At 71.9% G+C, this 15,243-nt stretch carries 16 protein-coding genes; 10 read left to right on the forward strand and 6 right to left on the reverse strand.

Annotated elements, in window-relative coordinates; genetic code table 11:
* Window positions 1-66: 66 nt before the first annotated feature.
* From DEJ23_RS00960 to DEJ23_RS00970, 3 genes are all read right to left on the reverse strand, one after another.
* A complete protein-coding gene (locus DEJ23_RS00960) occupies window positions 67-999 on the reverse strand; it encodes an acetamidase/formamidase family protein (protein WP_111238407.1) in 933 nt (310 codons plus the stop codon).
* A complete protein-coding gene (locus DEJ23_RS00965; RefSeq protein WP_258375192.1) occupies window positions 996-2,483 on the reverse strand; it encodes an APC family permease in 1,488 nt (495 codons plus the stop codon). The genes DEJ23_RS00960 and DEJ23_RS00965 overlap by 4 nt, the downstream gene beginning before the upstream one ends.
* Before the next feature lie 166 nt (window positions 2,484-2,649).
* Window positions 2,650-3,579, reverse strand: coding sequence for a proline iminopeptidase-family hydrolase (locus tag DEJ23_RS00970; protein WP_258375193.1), 930 nt, complete (start codon window positions 3,577-3,579; stop codon window positions 2,650-2,652).
* 85 nt (window positions 3,580-3,664) lie between these two features.
* Between DEJ23_RS00970 and DEJ23_RS00975 the strand changes: the two genes are divergently transcribed.
* The gene (locus DEJ23_RS00975; protein WP_111238409.1) at window positions 3,665-4,396 is read left to right on the forward strand and encodes a FadR/GntR family transcriptional regulator; all 732 of its coding nucleotides are present in this window, start codon (window positions 3,665-3,667) and stop codon (window positions 4,394-4,396) included.
* 32 nt (window positions 4,397-4,428) lie between these two features.
* Here the strand turns inward: DEJ23_RS00975 and DEJ23_RS00980 are convergent, their stop codons facing one another.
* The 3 genes from DEJ23_RS00980 to DEJ23_RS00990 all read right to left on the reverse strand — a co-directional run bounded on the left by DEJ23_RS00980 (window position 4,429) and on the right by DEJ23_RS00990 (window position 8,927).
* A complete protein-coding gene (locus DEJ23_RS00980) occupies window positions 4,429-6,009 on the reverse strand; it encodes a Na+/H+ antiporter (RefSeq protein ID WP_111238410.1) in 1,581 nt (526 codons plus the stop codon).
* A 168-nt stretch (window positions 6,010-6,177) separates the two neighbouring features.
* Complete coding sequence (locus DEJ23_RS00985; RefSeq protein ID WP_258375194.1) at window positions 6,178-7,758, reverse strand: UDP-N-acetylglucosamine 1-carboxyvinyltransferase; 1,581 nt, start codon at window positions 7,756-7,758, stop codon at window positions 6,178-6,180.
* A 92-nt stretch (window positions 7,759-7,850) separates the two neighbouring features.
* Complete coding sequence (locus DEJ23_RS00990; protein WP_111238411.1) at window positions 7,851-8,927, reverse strand: hypothetical protein; 1,077 nt, start codon at window positions 8,925-8,927, stop codon at window positions 7,851-7,853.
* Between the two features lie 115 nt (window positions 8,928-9,042).
* Between DEJ23_RS00990 and DEJ23_RS00995 the strand changes: the two genes are divergently transcribed.
* The 9 genes from DEJ23_RS00995 to DEJ23_RS01035 all read left to right on the forward strand — a co-directional run bounded on the left by DEJ23_RS00995 (window position 9,043) and on the right by DEJ23_RS01035 (window position 15,238).
* A complete protein-coding gene (locus tag DEJ23_RS00995) occupies window positions 9,043-9,345 on the forward strand; it encodes a flagellar FlbD family protein (RefSeq protein WP_111238412.1) in 303 nt (100 codons plus the stop codon).
* A 2-nt stretch (window positions 9,346-9,347) separates the two neighbouring features.
* Window positions 9,348-10,163 carry a motility protein A gene (locus DEJ23_RS01000; RefSeq protein ID WP_111238413.1) on the forward strand — a complete coding sequence of 272 codons (816 nt, stop codon included), beginning with the start codon at window positions 9,348-9,350 and terminating at the stop codon, window positions 10,161-10,163.
* Window positions 10,164-10,165: 2 nt separating this feature from the next.
* On the forward strand, window positions 10,166-11,098 hold the full coding sequence (locus DEJ23_RS01005; RefSeq protein WP_111238414.1) for a flagellar motor protein MotB: 933 nt from the start codon (window positions 10,166-10,168) through the stop codon (window positions 11,096-11,098).
* 108 nt (window positions 11,099-11,206) lie between these two features.
* On the forward strand, window positions 11,207-12,088 hold the full coding sequence (locus tag DEJ23_RS01010) for a flagellar motor switch protein FliM (RefSeq protein WP_111238415.1): 882 nt from the start codon (window positions 11,207-11,209) through the stop codon (window positions 12,086-12,088).
* Complete coding sequence (fliN, locus tag DEJ23_RS01015) at window positions 12,085-12,792, forward strand: flagellar motor switch protein FliN (protein WP_111238416.1); 708 nt, start codon at window positions 12,085-12,087, stop codon at window positions 12,790-12,792. The genes DEJ23_RS01010 and fliN overlap by 4 nt, the downstream gene beginning before the upstream one ends.
* Window positions 12,793-12,795: 3 nt before the next feature.
* Window positions 12,796-13,365, forward strand: coding sequence for a flagellar biosynthetic protein FliO (locus tag DEJ23_RS01020; protein ID WP_111238417.1), 570 nt, complete (start codon window positions 12,796-12,798; stop codon window positions 13,363-13,365).
* 53 nt (window positions 13,366-13,418) lie between these two features.
* Entirely contained in the window at window positions 13,419-14,186 is a 768-nt protein-coding gene (gene fliP / locus DEJ23_RS01025; RefSeq protein ID WP_111238710.1) for a flagellar type III secretion system pore protein FliP, read from the forward strand.
* Window positions 14,186-14,458 carry a flagellar biosynthetic protein FliQ gene (locus DEJ23_RS01030; protein WP_069710948.1) on the forward strand — a complete coding sequence of 91 codons (273 nt, stop codon included), beginning with the start codon at window positions 14,186-14,188 and terminating at the stop codon, window positions 14,456-14,458. Before fliP ends, DEJ23_RS01030 begins: the two co-directional genes overlap by 1 nt.
* 3 nt (window positions 14,459-14,461) lie before the next feature.
* Window positions 14,462-15,238, forward strand: a complete 777-nt coding sequence (locus DEJ23_RS01035) for a flagellar biosynthetic protein FliR (protein WP_258375195.1) — start codon at window positions 14,462-14,464, stop codon at window positions 15,236-15,238.
* The last annotated feature ends 5 nt before the right edge of the window (window positions 15,239-15,243 follow it).

The following is a 15,243-nucleotide window of genomic DNA, read 5'->3' on the forward strand; positions in this document are numbered from 1 at the left end:
GGACGCCAGGCGTGACGGACGGGAGGCCCGTGGCGGTCCCGCCACGGGCCTCCCGTCCGTCGTCCGCTACAGCACCGCCTTCGGCACCCGGTGCAGTGTCACGGCGCCGACCGCGGCGAACGGGTGCAGCGGATCCGGGTCGCCCGAACCCGTCGGTCCGCCGAGCTTCGAGTCGCCGACCGCGCTGAGCACCGCGTACGCGTCCTCCGCCGTCCACCCGTGTTCGTCGACGAGGAACGCGAAGGCGTCCTCGTACCCGCGCCGCACACTCTCCTGCACGGGGTCGCCGAGGCCGACGAAGAGCCACTCCTCGGCGGTCTCGATGCGCGGGGCTCGGAGTGGGCGGCTGCCCCGCACGAGGTCCACCGACACGATCGCCGTGCCCTGCGCCTCGATCGCGACGAAGGACGACTCGCCCTCGGCCATGATCGCGTGGATGTCCCCGATCGACAGCAGGGCGCCCGGTACCCGGACCGGCAGGTACACCGTCGAGCCGGGGCGGGCCTCGGTCACGTCCATGTTCCCGCCCTCGGCGTGTGCCGGCATGATCGTCGAGTTCGTGCCCGTCGCCGGTGCGACACCGATGCATCCGACCATGGGCCGCACCGGGAACGCGTGCCGGTCCGTGACGTGCACGACGCCGTCCTCGATCGGGCAGCGGCGGGCGAAGACGCCCTCGGGCATGACGTGCTGGAGCGCGCCCGACCCGGGGAGCGACACCGACCAGCCGTGGGTCGTGAGCTCGATGTCGTGGATGTGCACGGCGAGGGTGTCCCCGGGCTCCGCGCCCTCGACCCAGACCGGCCCGGTGACCGGGTTGATCGGTGCCTGCAGCTGCGCGAGGTCGTGGTGCTCGTCGAGCTCGGCGTAGACGGCGTCGGTCGTCTCGAAGCCGATCGTCTCGCCGGTGCCCGGGGTGATGCGGAGCACGGGGTCCCGGTCGGCGGAGAACCCGGGGCGCCCCAGGGTGTTCGGCAGGAGGTGGTCGGGGGTGGTCATCGCTGGCCCTTCTCGGTGCTGGTCGTCGAGGTGCTGGTCGTCGAGCTGCTGGTCGTCGGGGTCGTGGTGGGGCCGCCGACGGACCCCTCGCCCAGTGTGCCGGGCTCCTCCGACCCGACCTCGGTCGAGCGGCCGGTCGACCGGTAGTACAGGAAGACCGCGGCGCCGACGAGGAGCCAGACGATGCCGCCGACCTTCGCCTCGACGGCGGCGTTGAGCAGGACGTACCCGATGATGAGGAACCCGACGAGCGGCACGACGAGGTGCAGCAGCCAGTTCCGCGACCTCCCCTTGACGACGTGGTGCACGAACACCGACACGTGCAGGAGCATGAAGCCGAACAGTGCGCCGAAGTTCACGAGGGACGAGATCGTGTCGATCTGCCCGACGAAGAACAGCACGAGGATCGCCGAGAGCACCGAGACGACGATGATCGCGTTCTGCGGGACCTGCCGGCCGTTCAGCTTGTGCAGGAACGCCGGCAGCTGGCGGTCGCGGCTCATCGAGAAGAGCAGGCGGCTGGTCGCGGCCTGCGCCGCCATCGCGTTCGCGATGCCGACGGCGAGGACGTTGACGGCGAAGAACGCGGTCGCCCAGCCGCTCGACGACGCCTGCTCGACGATCGAGAAGAAGGCGTTGCCCACCTCGTCGTCCGGGAAGGCGTCCCGACCGGCGGCGAGCGCCGAGGCGAGCCAGGTCTGCAGCACGAACAGGAACGCGACGATGACGAGCGCGAGCACCATCGCGAGCCCGGCGCCGCCACGGCGGCCGGTGGACTCCTCGGACAGGGTGGAGATGCCGTCGAAGCCGAGGAAGCTCAGCACCGCGATCGACAGCGCCGAGGCGATGAGCGGAGCGGACACCTTCGACGGGTCCCACACCTGATCGGTGCTGAACGAGGCGCCGGGGACGGTCCCGCCGGTGAGCGCGACGATCGCGATGACGACGAAGACCGCCACGAACACGAGCTCGATGAGCAGGAAGACGCGGTTCGCGAGCTTGAGCGACGACACGCCGAGCAGGTTGATGACGGTGTTGATCGCGACGAACACGAGCGCCCACAGCCAGCGGGGCGTGCCGGGGAAGATGCCGACCATGCTCTCCGCCGCGAACACGTAGAGCAGCGTCGGGACGAGCAGGTAGTCGAGCAGGATCGCCCAGCCCGCGAAGAACCCGGCGGTCGGGTGGATGCCGCGACCGACGTAGGAGAACACGCTGCCGGCGAGGGGGATCGACTTCGCCATCTGCGCGTACGCGAGCGCGGTGAAGATCATCGCGACGAGGCCGACCAGGTAGACGAGCGGCACCATGCCGCTCGAGGCGTTGTAGACGGTGCCGAAGATCGCCCACGGGGCGATGGGCACCATGAAGACGAGCCCGTAGACGAGCAGGTCGGTGGTGGACACGGAGCGCTTGAGCTCCTGCTTGTAGCCGTAGGCCTCGAGCTGCTGCTGTGCGGAGAGCTCGCTGTGCTGCTGCGACATGGGGTTCCGTTCGGGGAGACGGTGCGTGGGAGGGGAACGGACGCCGGGCGCACGGCGGGGTGGGTGCGCTGGTCGGGTCCGGTGGCGACGGACGGGAGGCACGTGGCGGGGTGGGCGTGCGCCTCCCGACCGACGGGTGGTCGGCCTGTGGGCCGGTGCGGCGGGGTCAGCCCGTGGGCTGGTCGTCGTGCGCGGGGTCGTCGTGCTCGGCGAGGAACGCCGCGACCACGCGGCGGAACTCCTCGGGCTGCTCCAGGTGCGAGCAGTGGCTCGCCCCGGGGAAGACGTGCTGGCGGACGTCGGCGATGCGCTCGACGAAGGGCTGCCAGGTGGCGGGGGTCGCCTCGTCGTGCTCACCGGCGACGACGAGCGTCGGGACGGCGACGCGGTCGAGCCGGTCGATGATGGTCCAGTCGCGCATCGTGCCGATGACGTGGAACTCGTTCGGCCCGTTCATCGTGTGGTAGACCGTCGGCTCCTGTTCCATCTGGGTCTCGGAGTCGACGAAGTCCGCAGGGCTGGGCACCACGCGGCAGACGTGACGCTCGTAGAAGACCTGTGTGGCGGCGACGTACTCGGGATCGTCGACGGTGCCGGCGTCCTCGTGCCGGGAGAGCGCGTCCTGCACGTCCTGCGGCAGCTGCGCGCGGAGCTCGGCGGCCCCGTCGACCCAGAGCTGCATCGACGCGGGCGAGTTGCAGATCGCCAGGGAGCGGAGCCCCCTCGGCTGCCGGACGGCGATCTCGGACCCGAGCATCCCGCCCCACGACTGCCCGAGCACGTGGTGGTCGCCGAGGTCGAGGTGCGCCACCAGCGCGGTGTACTCGTCGACGAACAGTTGCGGGGTCCAGTACTCGGACGGGGCGTCCGGGCGGTGGGAGCTCCGACCGCACCCGAACTGGTCGTGGTGCAGGACGGTGCGCCCGGTCTCGTCGGCGAGCGCCGCGAGGTTCCGGAGGTAGTCGTGCGCCATGCCGGGGCCGCCGTGCAGGACCACGAGCGGGAGTGCTCCGGGCGTCGGGGCGTCGGGTTCGGTGACGCGGTACCAGGTCTCGCCGTCCTGGAACGGCATGGTGCCTTCGGTGATGCGGGACATGACGCACAGCATGGACCCAGCAAAGGTTCCCTGCAATACCTTTTCTCGTCCTTTAACGTGGACGAAACGCAGGGGAGGGGCACGAGTGCCAGATCGCGCGACGGAGACCCGGGTCGACGAGGTCGAGGACCGCCTCGTCACGGCCGTGGCCGTGGGTGAGTACCTGCCCGCGTCGCGGTTGCCCCCGGAGCGTGAGCTCGCCGTGCTCCTCGGGGTGGGGCGGGTCACGGTGCGCGCGGCCCTCGCCCGGCTCGTCGAGCGCGGGCTGCTCGAGACCCGTCGCGGACGCGGCGGCGGGACCTTCGTCCGCGCGCAGTGGCCGGACTCGTCCTCCGACGCGGTCGGCCGCACGCTCCTCGCCCGGTGGGCCGGCATCCGCGACACCGCCGACGCGATCGCCCTGCTGCACGGGGCGCTCGCGACCGCGGCCGCCGAGCGCATCGGCGACGACGAGCGGGCAGTGCTGCGCGAGCGGCTCGAGGACTTCCGTGCCGCGGGGTCAGGCCTCGAGAAGCAGCAGGCGGATGCGGTCCTGCACCGGACGATCATCGCCGCGGCGGGCAACGACGTGCTCGCCGCCACGCTGGCCGGGCTCGAGTCCCAGGTGTCCATCGCGGCACCGGCGCACCTCTGGGGCACCGCCGAGGGCATGGCGGAGATGGAGGCGCGGGCGCTGCGCGAGCACGAGGCACTCGTCGAGGCGGTGTGCGAGGGCCGAGCGGTCGACGCCGGGGTGCTCGCCCGGCGGCACGTGGGCATCGACCTCGAACTGCTCGAGCAGGCGATGCTGCGGGCCGGGCAGGTGCCGACCGCCTGAGCGCGGGCGGACGCACCCGGCCACGGGCGAGGTCAGGCCGGCGTCGAGCCCTCGAGCCGCGCCTCCTCGGCGTCGTAGCCGGCACGGACCTGGCGGAGGACGAGGTCGTCGATCTCGTCCTCGTCGCGGAGCCGCAGGAGGGTCGCCGCCTTGTGCCGCACCAGGGCGAGCTCGAGGGCGACCGTCGCGTCGTGCCGCTGCAGTGCCGGGTGGTCCTCGTCGTCCTCCGCACGCGCCTCGATGACGTCGAGGTGGGCCTCGAGGTCCTTCCGCACCCGGTCGACCGTCGCACGGTCGGCCCCGGCCTTGCGCGCCAGGCGGGGGAGCGCGTCGAGCGCTTCCTCGACCGCCGTCCGCTCGGCGAACCGGCGTTCCTCGCCGACCGACTCGTCCTCGGGGAGTGCGGCCCGGCGCAGGACGGCGGGGAGCACGAGCGCCTGGCCGACGATGGTCACGACGACGACGCCGGCGGTGACGAACACGATGAGGTCGCGGTCCGGGAACGCCCCGCCGGACTCCAGCGTGCGGGGGACCGCCACGGCCATCGCCAGGGACACCGCGCCGCGGAACCCGGCGAAGCCGCTGACGAGCCGGTCTCGGCGCCCCTCGCGCGGCTCGCCGCCGAAGCGCCGGGTGACGAGCCAGACGGTCCCCCCGATCGTCCCCTCGAAGGCGAACCGGACGAGGACGAGCACGACGGACACGGCGAGGACGAGCCCGACCCCGCTCCACAGTTCACCGGCGTCGAGCTCGCGCGCCGCGACCATCGCCTCGATGCCGACGAGCACGAAGAGCGCGCCGTTGAGCAGGTAGGTCAGGAAGGACCAGAACGCCCGCACCTGCTGCCGGGTCTCCGCCCGGTCCAGCTTCGGCGCCACCTGGCTCACGACGATGCCCGCGGCGACGACGGCGAGCACGCCGGACGCCCCGATCGCCTCGGCGCCGAGGAAGGCCGCGAACGGCACGAGCAGCGTCACGAGGTTCTCGAGCACGACGGTGTCGACCCGCCGGAGCACGAGCGTGCCGAGCCACGCGGCGAGGAGACCGGCTGCCACACCGCCGACGTAGGACAGGACGAGCATGCCGGACACGCTCCAGAACGTGAGCTCCTGCGTCCCGACGGTGACGGCGACCGCGATGCCGTAGACCACCAGGGTCGTGCCGTCGTTCACGAGGCTCTCCGCGCGGAGCACCGTGACGTTGCGGCGCGGCAGCATCTTCGTCAGCACCCCGACCGCGGTGGCGTCCGTCGGTGCGACCGCCGCTCCGAGCACCCACGCCGGACCCCACGGCATGCCGAGCAGGTGCAGGAGCGTGGCGACGACCCCCGCGGTCACGACGACGAGCAGGGTGCCCATGAGGACGATGCCGCGGAGGTTCTTCCGGATCTCGCGCAGGGAGGTGGTCAGGCTCTCCCAGTAGAGCAGCGCCGGCAGGAACAGCAGCAGGACGGCCTCGGCGGGGAGCTCGACGCGTCCGAAGGTCGGGATGAGGGCGAGCAGCGCACCGATGACGAGCAGGAGCACGGGCGGCGCGACGCGGATGCGGTCGGCGACGGCAGCCGTCACGGCGATGGCGAGGCCGAGCGCGACCACCAGTTCAGGACCGAGCACGTGTCTCCTCAGGGTTCGTCGGACGCGTCAGTCAACGCCGCGGGTACTGCGAGTCCTTCCCGATCCGCGTCCTGTGTCCTGCCCTCGCGGAACACGACACGGGCGGCTCCTCGCAGCGGAGTACCGCTACCAGGAGCCGCCCACGTCGTGTGTTGCGGGAAGGAAGGCTCAGTCGTGGAACGTCTCGATCGATGCGCCGAGCGAGTTGAGGCGCTCCTGCAGCTGCTCGTAGCCACGGGCGATGATGCCGACGTTGCGGAGGACGCTCTCGCCCTTCGCGGCGAGCATCGCCAGCAGGATGACGACCGCGGGGCGCAGGGCCGGCGGGCAGCTGACCTCGGCGCCGGAGAAGTGCGTCGGACCGGTGACGTCGAGTCGGTGCGGGTCGCGCAGGGTGACGCTCGCGCCGAGTCGGGTGAGGTCGAGCAGGTGGATGGCGCGACCCTCGTAGACCCAGTCGTGCACGAGCGTGGTGCCCTCGGCCATCGCCGCGATGACGACGAAGAACGGCAGGTTGTCGATGTTCAGCCCGGGGAACGGCATCGCGTGGATCTTGTCGATCGGTGCGTGCAGCTCGGACGGGTGGACGGTGATGTCGACCAGTCGGGTGCGGCCGTTCGCGGCGGCGTACTCCTCGCTGACGTCGAAGCGCAGGCCCATCTCGGCGAGGGTGGCGAGCTCGATCTCGAGGAACTCGATCGGGGCCCGGGTCACCGTGAGCGTCGACTCCGTGACGATGCCGGCGGTCAGCAGACTCATCGCCTCAACCGGGTCCTCGCTCGGCCAGTAGTCGACGACCTCGTCGATGCGGCTCTTGCCGGTGATGCGGAGCGTCGTCGTCCCGATGCCCTCGACCTGCACCCCGAGCAGCTCGAGGAAGAAGCAGAGGTCCTGCACCATGTAGTTCGGGCTGGCGTTCCGGATGGTCGTCACGCCGTCGCGTGCGGCCGCGGCGAGGATGGCGTTCTCGGTGACGGTGTCTCCGCGTTCGGTGAGCACGACGGACTTCGTCGGCACCTCGGTGTTCGCCACGTCGACCTCGTACCAGCCGGACGTCGCCTCGACGTCGACGCCGAACGGGCGCAGCGCGATGAGGTGCGGCTCGACGGTGCGGGTGCCGAGGTCACAGCCGCCTGCGTAGGGGAGGCGGAACGAGCCGTACCGACCGCTCAGCGGACCGAGGAACATGAGGACGCTGCGGGTGCGACGGGCGGCGTCGGCGTCGATCGCGTCGAGGCGCAGATCGGACGGTGCGACGATCTCGAGCACCTCGCCGTCCTCGGACCACGTGACGGTGGCGCCGAGGCTGCGGAGCACGTCGATGATGCGGTCGACCTCGACGATCCGGGCCACCTTGTGCAGGCGGGTCACGCCGCGGTTGAGCAGCGAGGCGCACAGCAGCGCGACGGCGGCGTTCTTGCTCGAGTTCACCGCGATGGAGCCGCTGAGCTTCCGACCGCCCTGCACCCGCAGGTGCGAACGCTGCGGCGCGCCGCCGATCGAGACGATCTGCTGGTCGAGTGCATCGCTGATGCGGGTGAGCATCTCAAGGGAGAGGTTCTGTCCGCCCTGCTCGATGCGGTTGATCGCGCTCTGGCTGGTGCCGACGCGTTCGGCGAGCTGGGACTGGGTCATGCTGCGGCCCTTGCGGGCACCCCGGATGAGGGCGCCGACCTCGCGCAGGGGCGCGGCGGCCGGTGCGGCGGTTGCCGGATCGGCGGGCGTGACGACGGTGGTGGTGTCGGACATGGGCGCCACGCTAACACGCTCGTGAGATAAAACAGGGCACGATCTCCGGCGATCTCGCAGGATCAGATCGGGAATAACTCGTCCATGAGAAGTCAGTCCCGGAACCAGCTTTCGCGGTCGTCGCTCCACCGCCACGTCTCGGCCGGGCCGAGCGCGGGTCGCGGGTCACGCAGCCAGGCGGTCGTGCCTGGGGTCCACCCAGCGATGACGCTCGCCGTGGAGCCGTCGACGGGGATCGCGGTGCCGGAGGCTCGGAGCCACCCCCGCAGGGTCAGGCGGACCGCGTCGTACAGCTGAGCGACCGCGGCCCAGTCCGGCACGACCCAGTCGCCGTCGCGTCCAGTCGCCCGGTACCAGTCGTGGCGTCGGGCCGTGGCCGTGACGTCGAGGGGGAACCTGCGGCAGAGCGCCGCCCAGTCGCCGGCGTCGTCGACGACGGCGGTGTTGGCGGACGGACCGACCAGCGCGGGTGCGACCTCGGCGCGCTCCCATCCGGTGTGGTCCTCCACCGCCCAGAGACCGAGCGGCCCGCGACCGCCGCGTTCCGGGGTCGTCTCGAGGAGTCCGCCGGGCGGGGTGGTCCACCACGTGCCACTGATCGGCGCGGTCACGGCGGCACGGCGACCGTGGGACCGCTCCGCCACCGTCTCCCGTCGCCACTCCGCGAGCAGTTCCGGAGCGGGGCGTGCGGGGCCGCCGTACCCGGGCGCTTCCGGCGTCACGCACCACTGTCGGTCCGGCCCGTCCGCCGTGAGGAGCCGCTCGACACCGGACGCTGCCGCGACGCTGGCCGCCGTGCGCTCGAGCAGCGATGTCGGCACGACCGTGTCGAGCAGGGCGTCCTCGGTGTCCGGCGCCTGCCACCACATCGCCGATCCGGCCGTCCGGCCGAGCGCCGCGAGCGCCTGGTCGAGCGTGGCCGACCCGGGGTCCGCAGCGTCGAGCAGTGCCTCGTACGCGGCCACCACGCGGTCGTCCGATGGCGCCGGTCGCGGTTCCGACGCCCCGGGTCCGAAGAGCGACACGCCCTCGCCTCGACGGACGGAGGTCCAGTAGGACGCCCAGAACAGGGTGTCGTCGTCGGGCTGCTCCCGGACGGTGGCCCGCACGAGCTCCCAGCAGAAGCGCCGACCCCGCGGTCCGGCGAGCAGGTCCTCGGCGATGGGCACGCCACCAGGCTAACGGGGGTGCCACCAGGGCCGATAGGCACCGGTGCAGCCCCACGGACGGGTCTGCATCCCGCCCCACGGACGGTGGCGGGACGATCGAGAACCAGGACGGGCCATGATCGTCGTCACACGACTCAACGGCAGCGCTTTCGCTGTCAACCCCGACCTCGTGGAGCGCATCCAGGAGACGCCGGACACGACGCTCATCATGGTCGACGGCGCGAAGTACATCGTCCGCGAGTCCATGGCCGAGGTCATCGACGCCGTCGCCGCGTACCGCGCACGGATCGTCGGCATGGCCTACGGCACCGACGTCGCGACGAACAGCACCGGCCCGCAGCCGACCCTCGCTCCCGTTGCCCCGCTGGTCACGAGCGGCCGCCGTGACCCGGTCCGGACCCAGGACGGGGGGCGCTGACCGTGGACATCGCGACGATCATCGGGATCCTGCTCGCCTTCGGCGCCCTGTTCGGCATGGCGCAGATGGAGCACGTCGAGATCGCGGGCCTGTTCCTCCCCGCGCCGATGCTGCTCGTGTTCGTCGCCACCATCGGCTGCGGCGTCGCGAGCACCACCATGAAGGACGCCATCGCGGCCTTCCGGACCGTGCCGAAGGCGTTCACGGGCAAGGTCACCCCGCCGCAGACCGTCATCGACGACGTCGTCGCCCTCGCCGAGACGGCCCGGGCGAACGGCCTGCTCGCCCTCGAGCAGGAGGCCGACAAGCACGACGACCCGTTCATGAAGAAGGCGCTGCAGAACATCGCCGACGGCACCGACGGCGACGAGCTCCGGATCCTGCTCGAGGACGAGATCGAGTCGAACGCCGCCCCGATGCGCAGCGCGAGCGCGTTCTTCATGGGCCTCGGCGGCTTCGCCCCGACGATCGGCATCATCGGGACCGTCGTCTCGCTCACCCACGTGCTCGCGAACCTCGGCAAGCCGGACGAGCTCGGCCCGCTCATCGCCAGCGCCTTCGTCGCCACCCTGTGGGGCCTGCTCACCGCGAACTTCCTCTGGCTGCCGTTCGGCGGCAAGCTCCGGAAGCTCGCGCAGCTCGAGGCCGACCGCCAGACACTCCTCATGGAGGGCCTGCTCGCCGTGCAGGCCGGCAGCCAGCCCCGACTCCTCGGCGAGCGGCTCACCGCGATGGTCCCGCCCGCGGCCCGTGGGGTCACCGGGAAGAGCGGCAAGGGCGCGGGGACGGCCGTCGACGACCAGCAGCTGGCGGCCTGACCGTGAGCGCGAACCCCCGTGGGCGTGGACGCGGTCGGAAGCGGGGCGGCCACGACGAGGCCGAGCACCCGGACGAGCGCTGGATGGCGTCGTACATGGACATGATCACGGTCCTCATGTGCATGTTCCTGGTGCTGTTCGCGATGTCGTCGGTCGACCAGGAGAAGTACATGGCGTTGAAGGAGTCGCTCGCGACCGGCTTCGGGGAGGTGGAGTCGGGCAAGATCGACACCGCCTCCGGCACCGTCGTGTCCAAGGCGGAGGTCACCGAGGACGGCGAGGGGTACGCGACCGACGAGACCGACGCCGACCACTCGACCGCGGCCTCCGGAGCGGAGGACACGAACGTCGACCCGGCCTCCACGGACGTCCCCCCGGTGACGACGAAGGCCGACCTCGCCGCTGCGCGACGCGAGCTCGACGACCTCAGGGCCATCGAGGCGGCGATCCAGGGCAACCTGCGGAAGGCGGGGGAGACGTCCAAGGTGCAGTTCGCCGTGGACGACCGCGGTCTGACCGTGCGGCTCGTCGGCAGCGAGACGTACTTCGCGACGAACAGCGCCGACCTGTCCGACCAGGCCCGCCGGATCATGGACGCCATCGCACCGGTCCTGCGGACCAGCGCGCACGACGTCAGCGTCGAGGGCCACGCCGACCAACGGAACTCGACCGCGCCGTACGCGACGAACTGGGAGCTGAGCGCGGCGCGTGCCACCGGGGTGCTCCGTGACCTGGTCGAGCGTGGCGGGATGCCGGCGGACCACGTCCAGAGCGTCGGCTTCGGGTCGAGCCGCCCGCTCGCGAAGGGGGCGACGGACGCGGACAACACGCTGAACCGGCGGGTCGACATCGTGGTGCTGTCGAACCAGGACCAGGACGTCAGCGCCCTGATGCCGGCGCTGGCGAAGGCGCAGGACGGAGCTCGCCAGGGCTAGACCGACGCGGGCAGGGCCCGCAGCACCCCGCGCCCGGACGGTGGCCCGTCGCCCCAGAACGGGGTACAGCGCTGACGGCGGACACCCAGCGGACCGATAGACGCAGCCGTGACCGAGACCCTGCCCGCGCCCGAGGTGTACGACTTCGCGCGCCCGTCGACGCTCGCCCGCGAGCACGCCCGGGTGCTCGAACTCGCCTTCGAGACGTTCGCGCGGCAGTGGGGCACGCAGCTCACCGCCAAGGTGCGTGCCGTGAGCCAGGTCACCTGCGAGCAGGTGCAGATGACGACGTACGACGAGTACGCCGCGTCCCTGCCCGCCCTGACCGGCATGGTGCTGCTCCCGATCGGGGACCTCGCGCCGAAGGGCGTGCTGCAGGTCCCGCTCGACGCCGCCCTGACGTGGGTCTCGCACGCCCTCGGGGCGTCGAAGCCGCTCCCCACGCCGGAGCGGACGTTCACGCCCATCGAGCAGGCGCTCGTCCGGAAGATCGTCGAGGACGCACTCGACGACCTCCGCTACTCGTTCGGCGGGTTGCTCGCGCACGAGGTCACGACCGGCGGGTTCCAGTTCAACAGCCAGTTCGCCCAGGCCGCGCAGAAGGGCGACCTGATGATCGTCGCCTCGTTCTCGATCCGGGTCGGCGACCGCGTCGCGCCGGGCACGCTCGCGCTCCCCGCCGAGGCCGTCCTCCCGCAGCTCGGGGAGGACGCCAGCAGCGTGAGTGCCGCCGACGCCAAGGCCCTCCTCGACGCACAGCTGGCCAACGTGCCGGTCGGCGTGAGCCTGCACTTCGCACCAGCCGCGGTCCTGCCGACGCAGGTCCTGCGGCTCGCCGTCGGTGACGTCCTGCCGCTGCCCCACCCGCAGCACCGTCCCCTCACCATCGCGGTCGACGGCGAACCCGTCGGCACCGCGGCCGTCGGCGCGAACGGTTCGCGCCTCGCCGGCATCGTCGTCACCACCACCGACCCGGAGCAGCACGCATGAGCGCCACCACCACCCTCCACGCCACCGCGGCCGAGTCGCTCGCGGCGCAGCTGCCGACGGCCGCGCCCCTGACCGCCGTCCCGCTGCCGGGAGGCGCGACCCCCGACGTCCTCGCAGCCGCCGTCGACGGTGTGGTCGCCTCGTTCGTCGGCGGTCTCTCCGCGGACCTCGCGCTGGTCCTGACCGACCTCGGCGCCGTCGTCGCCGCGGGCGGGGCAGACGCGGGCCTGGTCGACGTCACCGACGTGCTCCGTCCGTCGCTCGAGGCGGCCGCCACGGTGCTCGGCGTCGGCGTGCTCGGGGACGCCCGACGCGAGTCCGCCGCGTCGCTCCTCGCCGATCCCGAGACCGTGGTCTTCGAGCTGACCGCGGGCGGTGTGGCCGGGGGCTGGTTCGGCATCCGGGTCCGTGAGAACGGCACCGTCTCCGCTCCGGTCACCGCCGGGTCCGTGCCCACGGGGAACCTCGGCCGCATCAACAACGTCGAGATGACCCTCACCGTCGAGATCGGTCGGACCCGGATGTCGGTGCGCGACGTGCTCGGCATGGAGCCGGGCGCCGTCGTCGAGCTCGACCGCAGCGCCGGCTCGCCGGCCGACGTGCTGCTCAACGGTCGGCTCATCGCCCACGGCGAGGTCGTCGTCGTCGACCAGGACTACGCGGTGCGCATCACGAAGATCCTCGACGTCGCCGAAGCGGTCTGACGGGTGGACACCCTCTGGATGGCCCTCCGGGTCGCCGTGTCGCTCGGCGTCGTGCTCGCGCTCATGTGGGTGCTGCACCGCCGTGCGACGAAGGGCGGACTCGGTGCCGCGGCGAAGGGCCGCGGTCGCCGGTCCGCCACGGTGGAGGTCGTCGGCCGTCAGGGCATCGGCGGCAAGGCGAGCGTGGTCGTCGTCGACGTCGAGGGGGAGCGCCTGGTGCTGGGGGTCTCCGAGCAGAGCGTGTCGTTGCTCCGCAGCGGACCGACCCCGGTTCCCGAACTGAGCATCGTCACCGGACCCGTCGTCCTGCCGACCGAGCCGCGGACGTCGGCGCCGACCACGAGCGCCGACCGGTTCCGCGCGGAGCTGGAGCGGCAGGACCACGCGGCCACGGCCCTCCCGACCGACACCACGGCGGGCACCGCGACGCCGCTCCCGATGCGCCCCCGCGGGCGCGCCCGTCGCCCGGAGCGCACCGTCGTGCCGACCGCGCAGCAGCTGCAGGGCTCCGTCCTCTCCGTGGACACGTGGCGGCAGGCCGCCGCCGCGCTCCGCAGCAGGCGGGCCGGGTGACGGCCGCGCTGCGGACCGGCCGCACCGTCACCCTCGTCGTCCTGGGGCTGGCGATGGTCGCCGGGTTCCTGCTCCTCACCTCCGGCGGTGCGCACGCGGCCGGCGTCACCGAGCCCACCGCGCCGGCGAGCCCGACGCCGCCGGCCAGCGGTGACTTCAGCGTGAGCGTGAACGGGCCCGACGGCACGCCGTCGTCGGCGATCGTCACGCTGCTCGGCATCACGCTGCTCAGCGTCGCGCCGGCGCTCCTGCTCATGATGACGTCGTTCACGAAGATCTTCGTGGTGCTCGCGATGACGCGGAACGCGCTCGGCCTGCAGGGCATCCCGCCGAACCAGGTGCTCGCCGGACTCGCGCTGTTCCTGTCGCTGTTCGTGATGGCGCCGGTCCTCGGCCACATCAACGACGACGCACTGCAGCCCTACCTCGCCGGCCAGATCGACTTCGCGAAGGCGGTCGAGATCGGCACGAAACCGCTGCGGACCTTCATGCTGCACCAGACGCGCGAGGAGGACGTCGCGCTCATCACCCGCGCGGCCGGGCAGGCGAACCCGGAGGACCTCGACGCCGTCCCGATGACCACCGTCATCCCGGCGTTCGTCATCTCCGAGCTGCGGAGCGCGTTCATCATCGGGTTCGTCATCTTCATCCCGTTCCTCGTCATCGACCTCGTCGTCTCGGCGGCGCTCATGTCGATGGGCATGATGATGCTCCCGCCGGTGATGATCTCGCTGCCGTTCAAGATCCTGCTGTTCGTCCTCGTCGACGGGTGGGGGCTCATCATCACGTCCCTCATCGAGAGCTACCAGGTGGTGCGCTGATGAACCAGCAGGCGGTCATCGACCTCACGCTCCAGGCGCTCCTGGTGTCGGCGAAGCTCGCCGCGCCGGTGCTCGTCACGTCGCTCGTCGTCGGGTTCGCGATCTCGCTGTTCCAGTCGGTCACGCAGATCCAGGAGGTCACGCTCTCGTTCGTGCCGAAGGCCGTCGCCGTCGCGATCGCCCTGGTCGTCTGCGGCAACTGGATGATCGCCGAGATGGTCGCGTTCACCCACGTCGCGTTCGACATGATCCCGAAGCTCCTCGGGACGTAACCCGTGGACCTCGTCATCGACGCCGACCGCCTCGAGGCCACGATGCTCGCCGGGGTGCGGCTCGTCGCGTTCTTCGTGATCGCACCACCGTTCGCCTACCGGGCGTTCCCGGGAACGGTGAAGGTGATCCTCGGGCTCGGCCTGGCGATCGGCGTCGCGCCGCGGGTCGGACTCGGGTACACCTCGCTCGACACGGGCGGGTTCCTGCTCGCCCTGCTCACCCAGCTCGTCGTCGGGCTCGGGCTCGGGTTCCTCGTGTACCTGGTCTTCGCGGCCGTGCAGTCCGCCGGTGCGCTCATCGACCTGTTCGGCGGCTTCACCCTCGCCCAGGCCTACGACCCGCAGTCGCAGGTGAACGGCGCGCAGTTCACCCGGCTGTTCCAGATGGCGTCGCTCGCGCTCCTCTTCGCCAGCGGTGGCTACCAGCTCATCGTCGCCGGCCTGGTGCGCTCGTTCGACGCGGTACCGCTCGTCGCGGCCGACGGGTCGCCGGGCACGTTCGCGATCGGGGGCTTCGCCTCGGTCCTCGTCGCCGCAGCCGGGCAGATGTTCCTCGCCGCCCTGCAGATCGCCGGGCCGCTCGTCGTCGTGCTCTTCCTCGCCGACGTCGGCCTCGGGCTGCTCACCCGCGTCGCCCCGGCGCTCAACGCGTTCCAGATGGGGTTCCCGATCAAGATCGGGCTGACCGTCGTGTTCGCCGGCGCGCTCTTCATGGCCCTGCCGGCCGTCGTGTCGTCGCTCACGGGCGACGCCGTCGCCGCGATCACCGGGCGGGGGTGACGCGA

This window comes from Curtobacterium sp. MCSS17_008, from assembly GCF_003234185.1.
In the GTDB taxonomy this organism is placed as follows: Bacteria; Actinomycetota; Actinomycetes; order Actinomycetales; family Microbacteriaceae; genus Curtobacterium.